Raw genomic sequence first — 18,497 nt, 5'->3', positions numbered from 1 at the left:
CGGCGCACGCCGAAGCGCTCGACCAGCCGCACGAGCGGGCGCCCGTGGGGTTCGATACCCGCCGCACGTGGGGTCGGCCCCGTCAGCAGTCGCGCCCTGCTATACCTCCCCGGGTGTTCATCGTGATGTTCATCTTGACGGTCCTGGGTCACTCCCGCCCAGGTTCTGATCCGTCGAGGGTGCGGTTGCGTATGCCCTCCGGACTTCGACAACTGTCAGACTTCGGAGACCGCCATGGGCGGTCTCGCCCTCCTCCTCGCTGTCCAGCAAAGTACGAGTTCGTACACGCAAGCCGGCTTCGCAACAGCAGTGTTCGGAATCGCGAACGTCATCGCCGCTCCCTGGCGTGCCCGGGCCGTCGACCGGTTCGGGCAGCGCATCGCGCTCACCGTTATGGCGACGGCCCAAGCCGCGGGGTACATCGCTCTGGCGCTCCTTACGGACACGGAGAAGGCCACGGTTATCTGGTTCCTCGTGCACAGCGCGGTGGTCGGTCTGACGGCGCCGCCCCCCGAGAAGAAGAGCAGACCATGCACCGGAATTGTCGATGACGATTCCCGCTCCTGCGGTCGCCAGTGATGCGCCAAGGTTGGCGGAGCTGAAGCTCACGTCGGGACTCGGGCCGCGACTGTTCGCCTTGTGCGTCGCCATGGGCCTCGCCGCGGTGCTCGTGTCCCCGCTGCACACACTTGGCTCTTTCGCCGTTGGCCTCACCATCGTCGGTCTTTTCCTCGGCCCTGTGGCCATCAGCGCGATTGCCGTGGCCACTTCTCCCAGCACCGGGCTCTGGGTCACCGCGGCAGCGGTCTCGCTCGGCACCACTGCCATGACGTCCAGCGCGTCCGGCCTTTACCGGGGGAAGTGCTCTTGGGGGATTCGTCTACGGGCAAGTGATCGCTCTCTCGCTGACCTCGGCAGTGCCATTCGCGCGCCTGCGCAAGGCCGGGCGATCTGGTACCGATCCGCGGACTGCTGCGGGGCCGCGTCGACGGCCACGGAAGTCAGGAAGGTCAGGGCGAGCGTGATGTGCCGGTGCCAGGAGGCCCAGTGCCTCTGAGCAGGTGTCGGTGGCTGCGGGTGCACTGCCTTCGCACGCCTGCCGAGGTACGGCCCATCTTCACGAAGCCCGTCTCGTCGACGACGCAGGTGAGGATGAGCCCGACTCTGCGCCCGGTGCGCGGTTGCGGGCCAGCGGTGTGAGACCGGCCATGAGGACGACGGCCGCGAGCGGGATCAGGTCGAGGCTGACCGCGATCAGGACGAAGGACACGAACACGAGCGCCGGGCTCCACCCGGGCAGCTGCCCGGGCCGTACCGCCACCAACATGATCAGCAAGGTGAGCAAACCGAGCTGGAAGGCCATCGGACCCGCGACCTCGAGAGGACCGGGCAGCGGGGCGGAGTCGGCGAGGCCGGAGAACAGATCGCCGAGGATCACCCAGACGAAGCAGCCCGCGCCGAACACTCCGGCCACCATGGCGGCACTGGCAGCGGTTCTCATCCGGATGGTGACCGCGGGAACGAGGCCGCGCAGCACCACGACGAAGGCGCCGAACAGGAGGAAGGCGGCGAGGAAGAACGCGTGGCCGAGGTTCCAGGCCACCCCCGGGCCGTGGTCGCCGTCCATGCCGTCGATCAGGCGAAGCACGCCGTACGACAGCAGCAGGAGGGGGATGAGGACGCATAACAGTCGCGTTGTGGGTGCCGTCGATGTCATGCCCATACAGTCGCCGTCCGGTCCGGGTAGGGGCTATCAGGACGATCCCCCAGCGCACCCGGACAGCCGCCCTAGGGGCTGGGCGGCTCAACGACGGGATCTCCCGGAGGTGAGGGCGTGGGGCCGATGGGGAGCCCGCTGGCCAGCGCGATCGCCTTCGCGAGCCCGGTCGTCGAGCCCCCGCCGACGCTGACCAGGACGTCCACCTCGTGCGCGGCCGCCACGGCGCGTGCCCGCTCGGCCCAGGCGACCGGTACGTGCGTCACCACGTCATGTCCGCTGATGGGCGAGCCGGATGTCGAACCGCACTCGGGACCAGCTCCGTCCCGAGGTGATTGTCCTACCCGGAGGTGCGCCGGGTTCGACGCTCGTCACGGACGATGACGGCGAGCAGGCCCCCGGCGAGGGGGGGACATCAGCGACCGGGCGAGCGCTGCCGAGCAGGCCGCGGTCGCGATGCCAGCCGCCCGTGCGGCTCCCGCGGAGACGAAGACGGCGGCCAGCGCGGGACGGGGGAGGGCGCGGCCCATGTCGTCGTAGCGTGGTGGTGTGTCAGGCATTCCACGGATCGTCGGCGCCGCTCAGCTGGGGCGCGAACAGGTCGGCAGGAGAGAGAACGACCGTTGTCAGGGGGCTGGTTCGGGCCGGTGGATGCCGCGCGGCCGGTAGCCGAGGGCGTCGGCGACACCGGCCAGGTCGGCGAGGTACCAGATGATGGCGAGCCACATCTCCGTGCCCTGCAAGCCGGGTTGGGTCTGCCGGTCGCCCGCGGTGGTGGGGTGCGGGGCGCGGAAGGCGAATCCTTCGCCGTCCACCCAGTGCTGGAGCGCGTCGTCAAGCAGCTGCCGTGCCAGCGCGACGACGTCGTCGGCGCGGTAACCGGTGGCGCGGGTCAGCCACAGCGGATGGGCGATGTCCAGGATGTTGCAGGCGGTCTGCCGGTCCCGGCGGGTGTAGCGGGCATCGCGGGCGTGCCGGAGCACGGAGTCGATGGTCCGCTCGGGGTACGGCACGGGCAGCCCGAACTGCGCGAACGTGCCGCGGCTGGCGCGGTAGAAGCCGTTGACGACCCGCATCAGACCGTCGGCGGCACTGGGGCTGCCCCACAGCCCGGTGTGCGGGTCGGCGTGGGTGAGCAGCCACCCGAACAGGGCGTCGAGTGCGCCGGACTGTTCGCGGACTCCGCGGCGGCGGTTCCACATGATGGCGGTGCCCAGGGTGTCGACCCAGTCGCCGCTGTACCAGGGGTTCTCCTGCCAGGGCAGGGCCTCCAGGTGCTCGACGACGTCACCGGCGGTCAGTGCTGCGACGCCGTGCAGGGGATGGGCGAACGCGCTGCCCAGCAGGTCGAGGGCGTAGCCGACGCACAGGAAGTGGTAGCCGGTCTCCGCGCTGAAGGGGAGCGGACCCACGGGGCGTTGGCGTCCGTCCTCGCCGAGCGCGCCGACGATGCCGCTGTGAGGATCCTGCCAGGAGCGCAGCCGTTCGACCTGCTCGTCCGCGGACAGCGGGAGCGGAGCCCGCCCGAGGAGCAGGTCGGCGATCTCCACGGCGTCGCACTGGGCGCGCACGGTGGGCAGGCAGCCGGGTACGTCGGCGAACAGCCCGCCGCCGGGGCCGGGCACGAAGCAACGGGCGATGACGTCCTCGGCCTGGGCGCGGGCGGTGTCCGCGAACGCGGCGACCGCTCCGGCCAGATCCCTCGGCGCGCCCTTGTGCACCGCGCCGGGGGGTGTCCCGCGCCACCGCAGGACACGGGCGGGGTTGCCACCGACGACGGCCTTGGCCGGGACGTCCTTGGTCACCACGCTGCCGGCTCCGATCACGGCGCCGTCGGCGACGGTGATGCCGTCGAGCAGTACGACATGGGAGCCGATCCATACGTCGTTGCCGATTCGGATGCCCTGGGAGGACACCGGCTGGCGGAACACCTCGGTGTCGGGGTCCTCGTATCCGTGGTTGAAGGCGAGCAGGGAGGTGTGGGCGCCGATGCGTACGGCATCGCCGAGTTCGACGGTGCCGCGGACCACGGCGTAGGGGTTGACGGTACAGTCCCGCCCGGCGCGCAGGGCGCCGGTCAGGTAGGCACCGGCCGCGATGTAGCTGCGCGGTCCGAGACGGAGATGGTCGTTCTGGACCGCGGCCAACGGGGAGACGTAGCAGTCCTCGCCGATGCTGTACTCGGCTCCCGCCTCGCACAGCGTCTGCTGGAAGCGGTGCTGCCGGGCGCGGTCGTCAGCGCTGGCCTGGGTCCAGTAGTGCCAGGGCGAGTAGTCGAAAAGGGCAGGCGCGGCGGCGGCCTGTGAGTTCGTCATGGGGTCCGTTTCCCTCATGTGAGCATGTTTGTTCTGCGCCCGGAGAATTGACCCCTCTTTCTGCCATGAAAATGCACCATATCCGGGGTCTTTGCCGCTCCTGGAGTCGGACTCGACCCCGTCCTGCTGGAGCTGGTGCAGATCCGCGCCTCCCAGATCAACCGCTGCGCGTACTGCATCGACTACCACACGTCTACGAGGGGGCGCCCGCCGCACCGCGGCCGTCGCCGCTCAGGTGTGCTCGGGAGCGGAGGCGGTGGCGGAGAGGCCGTCGGGGCTGCCCTGGGAGTCGGTGATGGGCGGGGTGTCGGCGGCGGAGGCCCGTACGAGGCGGGGGCCGTCCGGCCCGTACACCGCGCGCGGTTCGGGAAACGCGGCCAGCAGGCCGAGGTAGCTCACGGCCGCGAGGGCGAGGCCGACCGGCAGGGAGATGTCCGCCCCGTTCGCGAGATCGCCCAGCGGGCCGACGAACTGGCCCGGCAGGTTCACGAAGAGCAGCGCCACGACGGCGGACACCAGCCACGCGGACATCCCGCGCCAGTTCCAGCCGTGGGTGAACCAGTAACGCCCGCCGCGCTGGCGGCGGTTGAAGACCTGAAGCGCCTCCGCGTCGTACCAGCCACGGCGGGTGACGTAGCCGATGACCATCACGATCATCCAGGGCGCGGTGCAGGTGACGATCAGCGTCGCGAAGGTGGAGATGGACTGGGTGAGGTTCAGGGCGAACCGGCCGAGGAAGACGAACGCGATCGACAGCGCCCCGATGAGGAAGGTCGCCCGCACCCGGCTGAAACGCGGAAAGACGCTGGAGAAGTCGAGGCCGGTACCGTAGAGCGCCGTGGTGCCGGTGGACAGGCCGCCGATCAGCGCGATCAGACACAGCGGCAGGAAGTACCAGCCGGGCGAGATCGCCAGCAGCCCGCCGACGTAGTTGGGGGCGGCCGGGTCGACGTACTTGGCGGCCTTCGTGGCGATGACCGAGGCGGTGGCCAGGCCGAACACGAACGGCAGCAGGGTGGCGAGCTGGGCGAGGAACGCGGCGCCCATCACCCGGCGGCGCGGTGTCGCGGCCGGGATGTAACGGGACCAGTCGCCGAGGAAGGCGCCGAAGGACACCGGGTTGGACAGCACGATCAGCGCGGCGCCGATGAACGACGGCCAGAACAGCGGGTCGGCCGTCGAGTCGAAGGTGCCCGCGTAGCCGGGATCGAAATCGCCACCGAAGGCGAAGGCACCCAGCACGAAGAGCGCCGACGCGGCCGTGACGGCAACCTTGTTGACCAGCAGCATGAAGCGGAAACCATAGATGCAGACGACGAGGACGAGGACCGCGAACACCGCGTAGGCGACGCCGTACGAAACCTCCGACTCCGGTACGCCGGCGAGCCGGTGGGCCCCGCCGATGAGCGCGTCACCCGAGGACCACACCGAGATCGAGAAGAACGCGATCGCGGTGAGCAGCGAGAGGAACGAGCCGACGATCCGGCCGTGCACTCCCAGGTGCGCCGAGGACGAGACCGCGTTGTTCGTGCCGTTCGCCGGGCCGAACAGCGCCATGGGGGCGAGCAGCAGAGCCCCGGCGACCAGGCCGAGGACGGTCGCCGCGAGACCTTGCGGGAAGGACAGGCCCAACAGGACGGGAAAGGCGCCGAGTACGCACGTGGCGAAGGTGTTGGCGCCGCCGAAAGCCAGCCGGAAGAGGTCGATCGGGCGGGCCGACCGGTCCTCGTCCGGTATGCGTTCGACGCCATGGGTCTCGATCTCGGTGATCGACGTGGTCACGGGCTTCACCCTCCGGTCCGGCTGTGGCATCGCCCCGTGATCGGGGACGGGTCCCACAGTCTGCGTCCCGCCCCTGACCAGCGGCAACCGTACCCAACCTCAATCACACCCTGCCAACGAGCAGGCACCCCAAGCGAACCGCTCACTACCGCATCGAGGCGGAGGCGAGACCTCGCAGGATGTCGTGGGCGAGGCGGCTGCCACCGGTGACGGCGCGTCGGATCAGCCCGGGGGAGGAGGCGTCGCCCACGACGTGCCAGCGTGCGCGCGGGCATGCCGCCCTCAGCGATACGAGCTGCTCCTCGTCCGGGGATCGGTATCCGCAGCCGAGCACCGTGCTCCCCGCGTCCAGTTCGGTGGTGTCCTGACCACGTGACGCAGGAACAGTCCTGCCGACCCCAGCGGCGTCACCAGGGTGACCTTGCGATCGGTGTCCCTGGCCGGCCGGAGTGCGATGGCGCTGCCCGCGCTGTATCCCTCGGGGTCGTACACGACGACGTTGCCGTCGTGAGTCGGCTCCCACGCCCCGGCAAGGTAGTCCGCATCGGTACGTACCTCGTAGCGCGCGGACTCCAGCCACCGGGGCATCGTCGGCGACGAGCCGCCCGCGAACACCACGCGCTCAGGCGTCAGACCCGCCAGGGCGGACGGCGTGGCGCGGGTGCCGAGGCGAACCTCGACACCGTGTTCCGACAGGGACCGCTCCGCCCAGCGCCGGTACCGGCACACCTGGTGTGGATCGGCGAGCAGCGCGTAGTCGATGCGTCCGCCGACGCTGTCGTCCTGCTCGAGCACGACAACATCCAGCCCGTTCTCCGCCAGTACGCGGGCCACTTCGATGCCGGCGGGTCCCGCACCCACGACGACGGTCCGTCCGGCGCCCGCGAGGTCCACCGGCGGGGGCGCCTCGGCCAGTTCCGGGTGCGCCACCTCGGGGTTGACCGAGCACGCGAGCGTGAGCATGGCGCGAGTCATGCCGACCAGGTCGGCGTCCCCGGACGTGACCACGTCCTCGGCCTGCTCGGCGTCCAGGACTCGTCCGGCGTACCAGGGCCTGCGGGGGCGGCTCTCGCCTCCGACGCAGTGGCACCATGGCAGGAGAAGAGGACGAATTCTGACCTCTACTGACACCAAATCCGGAGGGCAATCGTTGATCGCCAACCGCCCGCTGGAGCTTCTCAGCCTGCTTCAGACCCAGAAGGAGTGGACCGGCGAAGGGCTGGCCGCGCGGCTGGGAGTCTCGCCACGTACCGTTCGGCGGGATATCAGCCGGCTCCGCGAACTGGGCTACCCGGGCACGGCGACGAAGGGCCCCTCCGGCTACTACCGGTTGTCCCGCGGAGCGCGTCTCCCTCCGCTGATAGTCGACGACGAACAGGCCCTCGCCATCGCGCTGTCCCTCCAGACCGCGCCGGCCTCGGTGACCGGCATGGGGGACGCCACGAAGCGTGCGCTCAACTCCATCAGGGAGCTGCTGCCACCTCATCTGGCCCACCGTTTTGCGACCAACTCCATCGAACGGACCGAGAACGCCTGGGAGCTTGCGCCACACCCCAGGTCGATCCCACCTGCTGGCACAACTGAGCACCGCCGCACAGCAACGTGACCTCGTGAGGTTCTCCTACCGGACCATCACCCTCGGCTCGATGGAGGACAGTGATGTCCTGGCCGAACCCCACCGGCTCGTCGCTGGTCGGGGCGCTGGTACCTGGTCGCCTACGATCAGCACCGGCGCTCCTGGCATGCCTACCGGCTCGATCGCATCACGCTCCTGGCCCCACCGCCTGGCGATTCGGCGAGCGGGAGGGGCCCGAGGAGGACATCACCCGCTTCGTCCAGAGCCAGCCCGATCGCGGTGACATCCCGGACGCCTGGCCCTGCTGGGGCAGCGTCCTGATGGAGTGCCCCGCGGCACTGGTGGCCAAATGGGCCCCGGGCGCGGCGAGTTTCGAGGCGATCGACGAGCGGATCACCCGGATTCAGATGGGCGCCTGGTCGTGGTCGGCGCTCATCGGCTTCCTGATCACCTTCGATTGCCGTTTCACCGTCGAAGGCCCCGCCCGAACTCGCCGAAGCAGCCCGGCAAGTGAGGGGCCGCCTTGACGTCGAAATACCCCGGACCGGCAGCCGCCCGGGGCCGTCAGCCGGAACGCCCGCCTCGGGGCCACCCCATCAATGATCTCCGGCCCAGGCTGAACGTCGCCCTCGGACGGAGCCTCGTGCCGCTATCCCGTCCGGGGCGGCAACGGTTCAGCCTGGAAAAGCAGATTCCTCGCGCAAGCCTGGTCCGGGCATGATTCCCACCGTGCATGAAGACAAGGACGATCGCCGGCGCGGGCGGTACACGCTGACTGACACGGAGCACGGCCACGTCTGGGGCGTGTGCGCCGCAGTGGACGGACTGTTCGGAGAACCCCAGCGTGGGACGTACGAACTGTTCGGCTGGGTCCCGCAAGGCGGCGAGGTGCGGGGCTGGGTCGGCAGCCGGGTGTGGCTGGTACCGGACGACGAGGCATGCGATGCCTGGCTGCTGGAGGACGCGGAGAGCCCGGGGCAGCTCCCCGGGACGGACAGTCTCGTGCTCACCGGCCTGGACGACTACGAAGGCCCGCCCGAGGGGTACAGGGGTCCCGTCCGAGTGCACGACGGTCACCGGTGGCTGGGCGCCTGCTGGGAGTTCGCTCGCATCCTGCCGCCCGATCAGGTGGCACCTCCGCTCGTCCTGCGGTCGCTCACCCAAAGTGATCATCTACGGGCGGCGCTCATGAAGGGCATCCGGCGGGCGCTCGACCTGGAGCAGGTCGCCCTGGAGATAGAAGACGACCAGGGCGAGCCGCTCACCGAACGGCTGCTGTGGACCAACGTCAGAGCCTGGCGCCCCGCCTCCTACGGGACGGATCTGATCGACCTGGAGCTCGACGGAGGCCAATTCACACCCGTTCCCGCATACGCCCGGCCCGTGTGGGAGCGGTGGCTCGCCGGGCCGCCGGACACCTCGGGCGCCTGGGCCGACCTCGGCACCAGACTCCGCGCAGTCTGGCTTGATCTTGTCAGGGAGCGAGGCTGCCGACGCGCCCGCCGGGACCGGCCGCCTGGTCACGCCTACGAACTCGACGGTCGGCACATCACCGACGTACCGGGGCTGTACTTGGCGCTCGGCGAGGCGGTGAACGGGCCGGGTGGCTACTTCGGCGGCTGTCTGGACGCCCTTGACGACTGCCTGGGCGGTAGCTTCGGCTACACCGCCCCCGCAACCCTGCTCTGGCGGGACGCCGCGACCGCGCGCGAGCACCTGTCCCGGAACCTGACACCGGATGGCCGTCCGTACGACCGGTTCGCCACGGTCCTCGATGTCCTGGCCGAGGGCGGCATGCAGGTAACCCTGGCGTGACCCCCGGCCCGCCCGCCTCGATCTCCCCAGGGCGAGAGGGCGGCCGACTCAGCTGATGACTGCCGCCGCTGTGGTCAGCAGCTCCGGGAACGTGCCCTCGAATTCGGGCAGCAGGCGTGCGGCCATGGCCCAGGCGTCCGGGTCGGTGCCCAGCTGGGCGTATGCCATCCGCCGCGCCTGGGCGTGCGCGCACCGATAGGGGCGGATGAGCGACTGGTCGAGCCGTGTGGGGAACAGTCCCAGCAAGTGCTGGACGACGGCCCGGGCGGGCCGTGCTTCGCGCAGCGTGTCTGTCGGCGTCAACTCCTCGTACCGGTAGGCCAGGCGCAGCCAGTCCTCGTGCGGTTCGGGGTGGTGCCGCAGCAGGCCGAGCGTGGTGCGGGGTTCGGACGAACGGCACCGGGTGTGGTCCGGATGCCGCAGGCGGACGAGCGCGGCGGCGCAGTCCTTGCGCAGTTCTTTCGGGACGTCCTGCCGCTCGGCAAGCACGGCCAACAAGTGCTCGTGCAGTGGTTCGCGGCGGTGTGCGTCGATCAGTTCCGCCCAGGGCGGCTGGTCGTCCATCTCCTTGACGATTGCCTTGCCGCCGTTGAAACACTGCGCTTCAGAGCGCAAACTCAGCAGAAAGTCCCTTTGTCCCTCGGGACTTTGGGCGTGCGCCAGCATCTGGCGCAGTCGGCCGAGTCCATCGGGGGCGTTCAGCGCCTGCTGTACAGCCCGGTGCGTCTCGTACGTCAGGGGGTGCCTTTTCGGCCTGCGACCGGGGAATCTGGTCTCGTCCAGCAGGGCTTGTACAGCGTCGCGGCCGCTGCGTTCCCACAGGGCTGTGACCAGGGCCAGTCGCCTGGCCGGCGTCAGCAGTTTGTACTTCCCCAGCACGGCGCGGGCCAGCTCGGGGTGCCCCGAGGCGTAGGACGACCACAGCCACCCCCCGGAGTTGCTGCGAATCGAGGCGACCAGGTCCTCGCTGAGTGGGAGACGCTTGCCGGCCGGGGCGTCGGGGGCGAAGGGGCGCCCTTCGAGGATGGCGCTTCGCTGCTCGTCGGTCGGCTGGGCGTACAGGAAGATCTTGGCGTTGGTCTCGGGGTCGTCGAGGGCGAGCAGTTCCTCGATACGGGAGGCTGGTACGCACCAGTCGGACGCCTCGGCCGGCTCACGGCGTTCGTCCGGGGGCAGGGCTGTCGGGCCGGGACCGGAGCCGGAGGCCGGTGCGAGGTCGGAGGGAAACAAGAGCCGCTCCTTGTATGTCCCGTCGACGAGTTCGAACGCGCGGGCGTCATACGGGAACACGGCGATCGGGTCCTGCGCCTTCACCGCCTGCCGCAGCACTCCGGCCGTCACCGAGGCGGGCGAGCCTTCTTCCAGGATCCCGCGCAGTGCGGACGCACCACCGAGTTTCGCCACTCTTCTGCAGACGAATACCTGATCGTTGGGCGGGAACCGCTCGCCGAGGTGCTTCCGCGCCCACTCGGCGACATCGGAAAACGGGGCGCATACCGCGAAGGCGAACTCGTCGAGGCCCCGTGCGCACAGCAGCGTATCCACCAGGCCGCCCGGGAGGCGCCAGTCCGGATCGTCGGGGCGAGCCGCCGCCGCGGTGAGAACGGCGATGCGCAGTTCCCAGACCTCGCTGTCGAAGAGGGGCTTGGCCAGTGCGGGGTCGCCCAGGGCGGCCAGTCGCAGAAGCGCGTCCTTGCGTCGTGTCACCCCGGGAACGGCCGGGGCTCTCCTGGAATCGAACCACGCACGGCGGTTGTCCCCGGCCGCCAGACCTTGCAACAGTTGCCGGTCGCCAGAGGCAATCAACTCCTCCAGCAGGGCGGTGGGTATGTACTCGGCGATTTGCAGGCATCGCAGGGTCTCGTGCCGTAGCCGCTCGATCAGGCGGGGCAGAAGCGCGGGATGGGGCGCCAGGAAAGTGGCGGTCAGCAACGAGTGGTGGACGAACACCATGCGGAATACCCCTGTGAGGCACGGCAGCTGAGACGAGGACCTGGGGTCATTCGATCACGGCGCCCTCGGCCGGAACATGCTCGTAGGGGAGTGGGCGCCGTCGATCGTGACTGCTGCGACCGCGGCCGCAGCCGTGGACGTGCTGGACCGGGGGCCGACGAACATCGCCGGCACGAGCCTGTCGGGGCAACGCCGGGATCGCTCCCGGAGTTCGCGCCCAAGCCTGTGCACCCGCCAACGCCGGTGCCACTGCTCGGTCGCGCCGGCCACGCTTCGTGGACGTCCTCAAGGGGCTGCTCGACCTCAAGGTAGCGGCGACCGCGGGGCCCCGATGCTCTAACGCCTCCCACCCGAGCCGTCGCAGCACGGCCAGGCCGTGGTGACTGCTAGCGCTCGGTGAGCCGGGTGCGTTGAGGGCGTGGTGCGGGCGGCGAGGCTGGGCGTGCGGTGCCGCCCGGGTGCCTTCAGTCGTCAGGGGCGCGCTGGGTGTCCCAGCGGCGGATCCTGTCTCCGAAGGCAGGCGGGGGAACAGCACCTGGTCGAGAGGCCCGGCCACCGCACCCGGTGGTAGTCGAGGCTCGTCGACGGCGGACGCCCAGAGGTCGAGGAGCTCCCAGGAACCATGCCGCTCCTCCCGATCAACCTGCTCGCCGCGGCGTTGCCCAACGAGCGCTGGAGGGCGATGGCCCGCCCGGTGTGATGGGGCCGCCGGACGCCGTGTGCGCGGCCTGTGCCGCGCCGGTACGGGCCGCCGTGGGGCGGGCCAGGGCCGCGCGGGGTCGGGGGCCCGTTCGATGTCCCGTGTTCGTCGCGCACGCATAGAGGCCCCGGGGAGTGCAGGCCACCCCAGCAAGGCAGCGCGCCGAGGCTTTCAGGCAACGGAAGGTGCCCCGACGCCTGCGACAGCGGGCGGGCGTTCGCCATAGCGTCGTTGCGGTGAGCCTTTGGACCTCTCTGGAACCTGCCTCGACCACCGTGGACCCCGGCGGCTCGGCCACCGTGCGGCTGCGGCTGCGCAACACCGGCGACGTCGTCGACGAGTACCGCTTCGTACCCGTCGGCGCCCTGTCCCCATGGACGACCGTGGAGCCGCAGACGCTCCGGCTGTACCCGGGGACGACCGGCACGGTGGAGCTGACCTTCGCCCCACCGCGCACGCCGGACGCGGCCGCCGGGCCGCACGCGTACGGGGTGCAGATCATCCCGACCGAGCACCCGGAGGCCACCACCGTCCCCGAGGGCAACGTCACCGTCACCCCGTTCAGCGAGGTACGGGCCGAACTCGTGCCGCAGACGGTCAAGGGCCGGTTCCGGGGGCGCCCCAAGCTCGCCGTGGACAACTTCGGCAACGTCAAGCTCACCGCGTCCATCAGCGGCAGCGACAACGGCGACCAGCTCTCGTACGACATCCACCCGGCCAACGTCCAGATCGAGCCCGGCCGGGCCGCGTTCATCAAGACCACCCTCAAGCCGCGCCAGACCATCTGGGCCGGGGCCAAGGAATCCCGGCCCTTCACCCTGGCCGTGCAGCGCTCCGGCGCCGAACCGCTGCCGGTGCAGGGCACCTACGAGCAGCCGGGGATGATGCCTCGCTGGCTGGGCGTGCTCTTCAGCGTGCTGGTCGCGCTGACCATCGCCTTCGTCATGATCTGGATCTCGTACAAACCACCGGTCAACACCCGCGCCCAGGACCGGACCGAGGAGGCCGCCGCCTCCTCGGTGCCGACCCCGGAACCCTCGGCTCCCAAGCCCCCGGCCGCTTCGAAACCGGCGGACGAGCCGACGCAGCAGCCCGGCGGGGACGGCGACGGGAACGGCGCCGGGGGCGACAAGCCCAAGCCGAAGCCGGTCGACCCGTTCGCGGGCGTCCTGCTGCGGAACGGAACCACGCAGAAGTGCGTCGCCCCCGTCGAGGAGCAGGGCAAGGTGGACGGGGAGACCGCCCAGTACCCCTGCGACGGGGCCCAGGACCGGCAGCTGTGGAACCTGGAGACCGTGTTCGAGGGCAAGGGGCCGGGCAACACCGACCTCGTCCAGATCCGCAACACCATGGACGGCTACTGCATGGACCTGCCGGACCAGGGCGCGGCCGCCATCAGGACGGGGGTGAAGGAGGCGGCCTGCACCCGCAAGATGGACGACAACCAGCTGTGGTGGGTGGAGAAGCGGCCCAACACCAACGGGCTCCACTGGATCCACAACTACGCCAGCAACCAGCTCTGCCTGAACGTCGCGGGCTACGCCGACAAGGGCGAGGACAGAGCCGACGGCACGAGAATCACCATCTTCGGCTGCCAGGACGACGGCGACCTCGAGTGGTTCCTCGTCAAACCCGACAGCCAGCAATAACGCCCCCGGCGCCTCCGGAAGGGGCGGGCCGTGGCTCACCAGATGACGTCCTCCAGCACCAGGGGCCCGCGGGCGTCCGGGCGCACGTACATGCGCTTGATCTCCGCGGTTCGTGGGTCCAAGAGGCGCCATCCGCCGCATCCGGCTGCCTGGCCGCGCCCGGCTCGATACCGCCGCGTATGGCGCCCCCCGGTTCTGGGGCAGAGCGGAACCGTGTCAGGTCCGCGTGGCAGTCGGGGTCTCGCCTGCCCCGCTGGGGATGTGGTCGGTTTCGCGTTGGGCGGCGTACCAGCCCAGGGCGCGCACCATGGCCTTGTGCGGGGTGGGCGGCAGGAGCGGGGCGAGATTGGCCCAGGCTTCGTCGACGAGGCTGCGGGCCTCGGTCATGCACGCCTCGAGGGCGCCGCTGCGGACGAGGAGCTCGGATGCTGCGCGCGCCCCGGTGTCGGAGCGCTGCCGGAGCGCATCGCGCAGGTGGTGGCGGTCGGTCGTATCAAGGAGTCCGACAGCGTGGGCCACGGGATAGGTGACCTCGCCGTTGCGCAGGTCTTCTGCGGGGGAGCGCGTGGTGATGCCCTGCTGATGTTCCTGGGCGGTCACCAGCCCGTACAGGTCGGCGACGTCGTCCGTGATCTGGTAGGCGGTTCCGACGGCTTCGAAGTACCGGCAGATGGCGTCGAGTTGCCGCTCGTCGGCGCCGCCGAGGAGCGCGGACACCTCGGCGGTGCTGCGAACGAGCATCCCTGTCTTGAGCCGGTGTGCGGTGCGGACTTCGTCGAGGAGCGGGCGGGCGTCGCCGCTGGTGACGGCTTCGTCGAACGCGGCGTGGTGTCCGGCGATGTCGAGGGCCTGGCCGGCGTGGGCGGCGCGCAGGTCGCGCAGGTAGAGCCGGTAGATGCGGAGCATGGTTTCCGGGGCGGCCTGCGGGACCCGTTGGATGAGGGCGTCGAAGGTGTAGTAGCCGAGGGTGCCGGCGGTGATGGCGGGGGCGGTGCCGAAGACCTCGTGGACACTCGGGCGGCCGCGCCGCGTGGGCGAGTCGTCCTGGATGTCGTCGATGACCAGTGCGGAGAGGTGGAGGAGCTCGGTGACCGCGGTGAGAGGCCGGTAGGGCTCCGGGTCGGCGTCGAGAAGGCACAGGACGGCCGCGGCGACGTAGGGGCGCCAGGAGCGCCCCGGGTTGTTCAGCAGGTGCAGGAGCGGAGCGGCGACCGCCCGGTGGAGACGGGCGCGTGCGCCGGCGTCGAGGCCGGTCAGGCCGCTGGTGCCGGTGAGGAGCCCGAGCGCGGCGTCGTCTGCCGGGTCGGGGGAGTACAGGGCTGCGGCTTCCGCTCCGGCGATGTCGTGGGTACGGCGCATGTAGTGCTCGATGTCGCCGATGGTGTTGGTCGGGAGGGTCTGCAGGAAGGCGGTGCCGCTGACGGGCGTGGTTCCCATGGTGCCGTGCACGGCTGCGGGGCTCTCCCACATGGCGCGGCCCACGACCAGGGTGCGGACCTCGCCCTGGGCGGTTGTTGCGGTGATCTCGGCGTCCAGGCCGAGGTCGGGCACGCTCACGTGCACTGTGGTGGGGTAGGTGTTGAGGGTTGCCGTCTTCCTCGCGGCGCAGGGCCGCCAGGTCACCGAAGGAGATGTTCAGGGTCTCGGCCGAGGCGGCCACTGGGTCGGCCAGCAGCCGGTCCGGAAGCAGGGGGCCCTCGGCAAGGGCCTGCGTCAGTGCTTCGCGGACCCGGGGATCCTGTGAGGTGTCGCCGGTGAGCGCGTCGCGCACCGCGTGGTGCATGGTGGGCGTGAGCCAGGCTCCGTGAGACACACCCTTCGGGCCTGAGCACACGGACACCAGGGCATAGCCGGGGGTGGCGTCGTTGTCCCGTACGTCGTGGTGGCGCAGCATGCTGATCATCCACGTGTAGGTGTCGCCGTCCTCGTCGCGCAGATGACCATTGAGGTACCACGCCTCAGCGCCGGCGGAAGGGTGCGGAGAGCCGAAGGGCGCTGAGACCGTGGCGTCATGGCGCGCTGCTTGAGCAGGGACTTGCGCTGCACGGCGGGAGGATGTGGCCATGCCAAGAAGCTAAGTGTCCGTGGTCCCCGCTGAACGACCACTGACCGCCAGATCATCAGATCGGATGAACCTCCGCCTGTAGCACCGCAATTGGCGTGTCGTACGCGCTCCCGGCTCGTTATAGCGGAACGCCAAGGGGAGGAGGCCCTCGATGGAGGTAAAGGGCGTGCACCACGCCTACGGCCGACGTGAGGTACTGCGCGGCATAGACCTACGACTGCAACCGGGAGTCCTGGCCGGGATAGTCGGCGAAAACGGTGCGGGCAAGTCGACCCTGCTGAAGATCCTCTCGGGTGAACTGGCCCCCGATCGGGGCGCGGTCATCCATGACGGAGGGTTCGGGTACTGTCCGCAGGCGGCCGTCCTCAACGACGCACTCACCGTTCGCCAGCACCTGGACTACTTCAAGGTCGCCTACGGACTGGCCGACCTGGGGCGCGCCGAAGAGGTCATGGAGGCATTGCAGTTCAGCGAGTACGCGGGCGAGCGGGCCGGAGTCCTCAGCGGCGGGACCCGGCAGAAGCTGAACCTCACCCTCGCCCTCATGCACGACCCGCACACCTTGCTGCTGGACGAGCCCTACCAGGGCTTCGACTGGGAGACCTACCAGCGGTTCTGGGACCTGGCGACGTGGCTGCGGGGGGAGGGCCGATCGGTGCTCCTGGTCTCCCACCTCGCCTACGACGCGACACGTCTGGACGTGCTGTGGCGCCTGGAAGGTGGCATCCTGCACGAGCAGATCCCGGAGCGTGCGGCATGACGCCCCGCCGGTCCGGTCACCGCCATCGCACGTTCTTCACGACCGCGGCCCGCTACGCGCTGACCGAGCACCTGCGCAACCGCTTCGCCATGGTGCTCATGGCCCTGTTCATCCCGGTGTGGACCGCGCTGGCGTTCTGGTCCGTTCCCGACACCCGCACCCGCTTCCGGCTGCGCGCCACCGGAAACCTGCTCACCCCCCACGGCAACCAGCTGACCGAGATCACCGGCGCCCTCAACGCCGTCACCCTGATCATCGGCTTCATGATGTTCGCGGCCTCGTTCGCAGGCGGCCGCTTCGACCGTCGGCTGGCCCTGGCCGGCTACCCCCGCACCCATCTCGTCCTGGCCAAGCTCACCTCCCTCACGCTGGCCTCCGCAGCCGTGGCCGCCTACACGACAGCACTCACCTGCGCCTTCTGGAGACCCGAGCAACCAGCCCTGCTCGCTGCGGCCCTGTTCCTCGCCGGGATCACCTACGGTGCCCTGGGCGTCGCCTTCGGCTCACTGCTACGACGCGAAGTGGAGGGCATGTTCGCCGTCGTGATGACCAGCGTCATCGACCTCGCCCTCCAAAACCCCCTCTACAGCTCCAGTTCCAATGGCAGCATCGTGCGCTATCTGCCGTCCTACGGCGCGATGCAGGCCGCTACGGGCGCGGGGTTCTCCACCACGCCCCTGCCGAAATACCTGGCCATCCAGACCGGATGGTTCGCAGCCGCCGCGCTCGTCGGCCTTCTCGCCTTCCACATCCGAACCCGGAACAGTCTCAGCAGGACACGACCGCACGCCATCGCGCCGCCCACCGCCGACGTCACCCCGCAGGCCGAGGCCCTCCCGAGCGGGACCTCCTCGTCCGAGCGCACAGAGCGACGACCCCGCCGGATCAGTCGCCGCTGACCGGTGCCACGTGTGTGCCGCCAGGGACCGGCACTACGGCCGGGGCCGGCGTCGACTGGCCTGGAAGGGTCCCTGAGGCCGATGTGCTGTGGGTGAGTTTGTTGCGGCACACACCGGCCTCGACGGCAGCGCCGCGACGGCCGTGTCGGGGCACGACCTGAGCGCCGACCGGGCGCGCGGCGGCGCCGTACCGCCGTCCCGGATGTGGTCAACCAGGCCAGGTGCCGGTCAGGCCGCGGGTGGCGGTGGCGCCGGCCCGCTCGACGGCCGCCCTCACCGCAGCGAAGACCGCGCCCTGGAGAGTGGCGGCGAGCAGTACCTCGCCCCAGGTCCGGTCCTCGTCGGTGGGGTCGGGCGCGTCCTGTTCGTTGCCGAGTATCTTCCACGCCTGCTGGAACAGTCTGCCGGCGATCAGGCCGCTCACGGCTCCCAGCGCCAGCCCGACCGGCTTGTAGACCACCTTTGATGCCTTCAACGTTCGTTCCACCCCTTCCCGCGGCGACGCGCCAGCCAGAGCATCGCGATGCCGACGGCGACCAGCAGCGCGGTGCGGTTCTCACGCGCTCCACGGGCCCCTTGGACGGCCTTCTCGCGCACCGGCTCGGGAAGCTTGTCCTGCACCTGCGAGGCGGCGTCGGCGGCCTTGGTCTTCAGCTCCTCTGCCTTGGCGCCCGCCTGCCGCTTGACGTCGGCTGCCTTCTCCTTGGCACCCGCCTTGACATCGGTCTTGGCTGCCAGCGCATTGACCGTCTCACCGAGTTTCTGCCGGGTCTGCTCGACCTGCTCGCGCAACTCCTCCGGGCCGGCGGCGGTGGGCTCGTCGTGGGGCGGCTGGGTCATCGGCGTGCACGCTCCTTGATCTCGGCCATGTCTTCCTTCACGCTTGCGATCGCCTGTTCGGGCACGGGCGGGGTCGCCTGACTGATTTCCTTCTTGCCGGCCAGTGCCAGAACCGCGGTGATGACGCCCAGCACGCCGGTCACGATCAATGCCGCGGCCCACACGGGCAGCACCACGGCCAGAGCCGCGATGACGGTGGCCGTCAGCGCTTCCAGAGTCAGGAAACCGATCACACCGGCGCCACCGAACAACCCACCGCTCTTGCCTAACCGCTTTCCCTTCCGTTCCATCTCCGCCTGTGCCAGCCGCAGTTCGCCATGCACAAGCTCCGTCAGCTGCTCCGACCGCCCGCCGCACCAGTTCGCTCACCGGCTCGGAACCGGAGACCTGAGCACTGCGGTGCGTATCGGCCGCGGAGGGGACCTC

General features: G+C 70.2%; 16 protein-coding genes and 3 pseudogenes. 9 read left to right on the top strand and 10 right to left on the bottom strand.

Annotated elements, in window-relative coordinates; all coding sequences use genetic code 11:
* The first annotated feature begins 234 nt into the window (after positions 1-234).
* A complete protein-coding gene (locus tag SSOG_RS00300) occupies positions 235-579 on the top strand; it encodes an MFS transporter (protein WP_009712177.1) in 345 nt (114 codons plus the stop codon).
* Positions 580-1,117: 538 nt separating this feature from the next.
* On the opposite strand, the gene SSOG_RS00290 is transcribed toward SSOG_RS00300, so the two are convergent.
* The 3 genes and pseudogenes from SSOG_RS00290 to SSOG_RS58180 all read right to left on the bottom strand — a co-directional run.
* Positions 1,118-1,717, bottom strand: coding sequence for a hypothetical protein (locus SSOG_RS00290; RefSeq protein WP_106516571.1), 600 nt, complete (start codon positions 1,715-1,717; stop codon positions 1,118-1,120).
* A gap of 71 nt (positions 1,718-1,788) precedes the next feature.
* A complete protein-coding gene (locus SSOG_RS00285) occupies positions 1,789-1,983 on the bottom strand; it encodes an iron-containing alcohol dehydrogenase (RefSeq protein ID WP_425385399.1) in 195 nt (64 codons plus the stop codon).
* 1,473 nt (positions 1,984-3,456) lie between these two features.
* Positions 3,457-3,612 (bottom strand): annotated as a pseudogene (locus SSOG_RS58180) (DapH/DapD/GlmU-related protein); the annotation flags it as partial.
* 498 nt (positions 3,613-4,110) lie between these two features.
* On the opposite strand from SSOG_RS58180, the pseudogene SSOG_RS47935 reads away from it, so the two are divergent.
* Positions 4,111-4,224: pseudogene (locus tag SSOG_RS47935) on the top strand (carboxymuconolactone decarboxylase family protein); the annotation flags it as partial.
* A gap of 39 nt (positions 4,225-4,263) precedes the next feature.
* Here SSOG_RS47935 and SSOG_RS00275 read toward each other — a convergent pair.
* Positions 4,264-5,844, bottom strand: coding sequence for a purine-cytosine permease family protein (locus SSOG_RS00275; protein ID WP_208867309.1), 1,581 nt, complete (start codon positions 5,842-5,844; stop codon positions 4,264-4,266).
* 252 nt (positions 5,845-6,096) lie between these two features.
* Entirely contained in the window at positions 6,097-6,822 is a 726-nt protein-coding gene (locus SSOG_RS00270; protein ID WP_039936171.1) for an NAD(P)-binding protein, read from the bottom strand.
* Between the two features lie 142 nt (positions 6,823-6,964).
* Here SSOG_RS00270 and SSOG_RS53030 point away from each other — a divergent pair, with 142 nt between their 5' ends.
* The 4 genes and pseudogenes from SSOG_RS53030 (at position 6,965) to SSOG_RS00260 (ending at position 9,205) form a co-directional block, all read left to right on the top strand.
* Complete coding sequence (locus SSOG_RS53030; RefSeq protein ID WP_050799706.1) at positions 6,965-7,420, top strand: helix-turn-helix transcriptional regulator; 456 nt, start codon at positions 6,965-6,967, stop codon at positions 7,418-7,420.
* A 96-nt stretch (positions 7,421-7,516) separates the two neighbouring features.
* Positions 7,517-7,711: pseudogene (locus tag SSOG_RS58175) on the top strand (WYL domain-containing protein); the annotation flags it as partial.
* Positions 7,711-7,917, top strand: a complete 207-nt coding sequence (locus SSOG_RS53025; protein ID WP_167542445.1) for a hypothetical protein — start codon at positions 7,711-7,713, stop codon at positions 7,915-7,917. The pseudogene SSOG_RS58175 and the gene SSOG_RS53025, both read left to right, overlap by 1 nt.
* Before the next feature lie 190 nt (positions 7,918-8,107).
* Positions 8,108-9,205: a barstar family protein gene (locus SSOG_RS00260; protein ID WP_009712170.1), complete on the top strand. Its 1,098-nt coding sequence runs from the start codon at positions 8,108-8,110 to the stop codon at positions 9,203-9,205.
* 48 nt (positions 9,206-9,253) lie between these two features.
* Here SSOG_RS00260 and SSOG_RS00255 read toward each other — a convergent pair whose 3' ends face one another.
* The gene (locus SSOG_RS00255; protein ID WP_009712169.1) at positions 9,254-11,158 is read right to left on the bottom strand and encodes a hypothetical protein; all 1,905 of its coding nucleotides are present in this window, start codon (positions 11,156-11,158) and stop codon (positions 9,254-9,256) included.
* 936 nt (positions 11,159-12,094) lie between these two features.
* Between SSOG_RS00255 and SSOG_RS00250 the strand changes: the two genes are divergently transcribed.
* On the top strand, positions 12,095-13,507 hold the full coding sequence (locus tag SSOG_RS00250) for an RICIN domain-containing protein (RefSeq protein WP_039936170.1): 1,413 nt from the start codon (positions 12,095-12,097) through the stop codon (positions 13,505-13,507).
* Between the two features lie 216 nt (positions 13,508-13,723).
* Here the strand turns inward: SSOG_RS00250 and SSOG_RS00245 are convergent, their stop codons facing one another.
* Positions 13,724-15,064 carry a polyprenyl synthetase family protein gene (locus tag SSOG_RS00245; RefSeq protein ID WP_245606176.1) on the bottom strand — a complete coding sequence of 447 codons (1,341 nt, stop codon included), beginning with the start codon at positions 15,062-15,064 and terminating at the stop codon, positions 13,724-13,726.
* Between the two features lie 659 nt (positions 15,065-15,723).
* On the opposite strand from SSOG_RS00245, the gene SSOG_RS00240 reads away from it, so the two are divergent.
* Both SSOG_RS00240 and SSOG_RS00235 read left to right on the top strand, forming a co-directional pair.
* Complete coding sequence (locus SSOG_RS00240; protein WP_009712166.1) at positions 15,724-16,332, top strand: ATP-binding cassette domain-containing protein; 609 nt, start codon at positions 15,724-15,726, stop codon at positions 16,330-16,332.
* Positions 16,329-17,231, top strand: a complete 903-nt coding sequence (locus SSOG_RS00235; RefSeq protein ID WP_009712165.1) for an ABC transporter permease — start codon at positions 16,329-16,331, stop codon at positions 17,229-17,231. The genes SSOG_RS00240 and SSOG_RS00235 overlap by 4 nt, the downstream gene beginning before the upstream one ends.
* Positions 17,232-17,439: 208 nt before the next feature.
* On the opposite strand, the gene SSOG_RS00230 is transcribed toward SSOG_RS00235, so the two are convergent.
* The 3 genes from SSOG_RS00230 to SSOG_RS00220 are packed head-to-tail and all read right to left on the bottom strand — an operon-like array spanning position 17,440 to position 18,394.
* Positions 17,440-17,706: a DUF4235 domain-containing protein gene (locus tag SSOG_RS00230; RefSeq protein WP_039936169.1), complete on the bottom strand. Its 267-nt coding sequence runs from the start codon at positions 17,704-17,706 to the stop codon at positions 17,440-17,442.
* Entirely contained in the window at positions 17,703-18,071 is a 369-nt protein-coding gene (locus tag SSOG_RS00225) for a DUF3618 domain-containing protein (protein WP_009712163.1), read from the bottom strand. The genes SSOG_RS00230 and SSOG_RS00225 overlap by 4 nt, the downstream gene beginning before the upstream one ends.
* Positions 18,068-18,394, bottom strand: a complete 327-nt coding sequence (locus SSOG_RS00220) for a phage holin family protein (protein ID WP_009712162.1) — start codon at positions 18,392-18,394, stop codon at positions 18,068-18,070. Before SSOG_RS00220 ends, SSOG_RS00225 begins: the two co-directional genes overlap by 4 nt.
* Between the last annotated feature and the right edge of the window lie 103 nt (positions 18,395-18,497).

Origin of the sequence: Streptomyces himastatinicus ATCC 53653, from assembly GCF_000158915.1 — a bacterium.
Lineage (GTDB): Bacteria > Actinomycetota > Actinomycetes > Streptomycetales > Streptomycetaceae > Streptomyces > Streptomyces himastatinicus.
This window is presented reverse-complemented; position numbering and strand designations above follow the sequence as displayed.

What these genes read in the sequence shown, in the direction of transcription:
- SSOG_RS53025 (WP_167542445.1), top strand. Translation starts at nt 7,711, where the DNA reads ATGGAGTGCCCCGCGGCACTGGTGGCCAAATGGGCCCCGGGCGCGGCG.
- SSOG_RS00255 (WP_009712169.1), bottom strand. Translation starts at nt 11,158, where the DNA reads ATGGTGTTCGTCCACCACTCGTTGCTGACCGCCACTTTCCTGGCGCCC.
- SSOG_RS00240 (WP_009712166.1), top strand. Translation starts at nt 15,724, where the DNA reads ATGGAGGTAAAGGGCGTGCACCACGCCTACGGCCGACGTGAGGTACTG.
- SSOG_RS00290 (WP_106516571.1), bottom strand. Translation starts at nt 1,717, where the DNA reads ATGACATCGACGGCACCCACAACGCGACTGTTATGCGTCCTCATCCCC.
- SSOG_RS00275 (WP_208867309.1), bottom strand. Translation starts at nt 5,844, where the DNA reads ATGCCACAGCCGGACCGGAGGGTGAAGCCCGTGACCACGTCGATCACC.
- SSOG_RS00260 (WP_009712170.1), top strand. Translation starts at nt 8,108, where the DNA reads ATGATTCCCACCGTGCATGAAGACAAGGACGATCGCCGGCGCGGGCGG.
- SSOG_RS00235 (WP_009712165.1), top strand. Translation starts at nt 16,329, where the DNA reads ATGACGCCCCGCCGGTCCGGTCACCGCCATCGCACGTTCTTCACGACC.
- SSOG_RS00300 (WP_009712177.1), top strand. Translation starts at nt 235, where the DNA reads ATGGGCGGTCTCGCCCTCCTCCTCGCTGTCCAGCAAAGTACGAGTTCG.
- SSOG_RS00225 (WP_009712163.1), bottom strand. Translation starts at nt 18,071, where the DNA reads ATGACCCAGCCGCCCCACGACGAGCCCACCGCCGCCGGCCCGGAGGAG.